This window comes from Streptomyces hygroscopicus subsp. hygroscopicus, from assembly GCF_001553455.1.
Lineage (GTDB): Bacteria > Actinomycetota > Actinomycetes > Streptomycetales > Streptomycetaceae > Streptomyces > Streptomyces hygroscopicus.
The window spans coordinates 1-1,489 of the sequence record NZ_BBOX01000439.1 but is presented as its reverse complement, the minus strand read 5'-3'; the positions used below and the strand labels follow the sequence as shown (position 1 = coordinate 1,489).

Genomic DNA, 1,489 nt, shown 5'->3' with positions numbered 1-1,489 from the left:
GTCTGCCGCGGTTCGTCGACGCTGATGCCGAAGTCCGTGGCGAGCCCGGCCAGTCCGCTCTCGTACCCCTGGCCCACCGCGCGGAACTTCCAGGCGCCCTGCCTGCGGTACAACTCGCCGAGGACGAAGGCCGTCTCGACCGTGGCGTCCTCGCTGTCGAAGCGGGCGATCTCGGTGCCGCCCGCCGCGTCCAGCACCCGGATGTGCAGACCGGGGACCTGGCCGAACGTTCCTCCGTCGGCCGAGCCCGCGAGGACCACGGTGTCGACGGCCGGTTCCACCCGGGCGAGGTCCACCGAAAGGGTGTCGGTCACCGTGTCACCCGCGGTCCGCTTCCCCTCGTGGCGCACCGCGCCCGAGGCGTGCGCGGCCTGGTTGTAGAAGACGAAGTCCCCGTCGGACCTGACCTTTCCGGACACCAGCAGCAGCGCCGAGGCGTCCACGTCCGGCACCCCCGGCCCGGTGCGCCAGCCGAGCTCGATCCGCACCGCGTCCGCCGGCACTGGCGTGTTACCGCCCTTGCGCATCGCCATTCCGTCCCCTTGCCTCTCTGTTCGTCGGACAGCCGCCGGTTACCCCGTGAAAACGCGCTCTTTACACCGACTCAACGTACCCTGACGACCGTTTTCCCCGGGTTCGCTCGGATTGGGGATCCGCGGCCACTCCGAACACTGAAACCAACCCTCCTACCGGGCTCCCCAATCAGCACATGGTGGGCTTAACTTATGGTCTATGACCTCCCCCCGCAGCACCTACGGTGGCGGCTACTACTCCTCGCCGTCCTTCCCGGACACCCCCATCTACGACAGTCTTGTCGCTGAGCGGGGTACACCGCAGATCGCACCCATCAGGGTGCCGTCCGCCTACGACACCGGGAGCCAGCTCCCGGCCCTGCCCTCGGCGCTTCCCGCGCTGCCGGCCGCGCCCTCCCCGCAGCCCCCGCAGCCCCCGCAGCAGGGCTATGCGCAGCCCGCCGGACTGCAGCAGGCGCACGCCCCCTACATCCCGCCGCAGTCGGCGGGACCGCGGGGCTACCCGGGCGCCCAGCAGCCGCAGGCGCAGCGCCCCGGGTCGGCCGCGCCGGTGGGGTACGAGGCGATGCGCCCGGCCATGAGCCGTCCGGTCGCGCCTCGTCCGGCGGCGCCCGCGCAGGCTCCGTACGACGACCCATACGGACGTCAGCAGCAGTACCCGGGCGGCCGGTCGCCGCAGCCGGGAGGCGGCTACTGACACGTGTCGGGAGGTGAGGCGACCGGGCCGGTGCCCGGTCGCGGGAAGGACCGGGCCGGACGGGGCATCCCCGTCCGGCCCCTGATTTTCGCGGCCCTGATGTCCTTCGGGGCCGTTCGGCCCCTGTCCGGTGGCGGAAGCGCCCCACGATGCTGGACGGGCGACTCCGCGAGCCGTCTCCACCACCGGGGGCGGGCCGGGCCCTCACCCCACTGCGGTGAGGGCGTCATCGACCGGCCGGCCCCCGTTGGGCGCGGGG

At 72.7% G+C, this 1,489-nt stretch carries 2 protein-coding genes; one reads left to right on the top strand and one right to left on the bottom strand.

Annotated features, from left to right (window positions below; translation table 11 throughout):
• On the bottom strand, window positions 1-533 hold a 533-nt coding region (locus AXW62_RS35110), incomplete at its 3' end, for a TerD family protein (protein ID WP_169808201.1).
• Window positions 534-732: 199 nt separating this feature from the next.
• Here AXW62_RS35110 and AXW62_RS35105 point away from each other — a divergent pair.
• Window positions 733-1,230 (top strand): DUF6643 family protein, encoded by a 498-nt coding sequence (locus tag AXW62_RS35105; protein WP_060948000.1) that lies wholly within the window; start codon window positions 733-735, stop codon window positions 1,228-1,230.
• Window positions 1,231-1,489 lie beyond the last annotated feature (259 nt).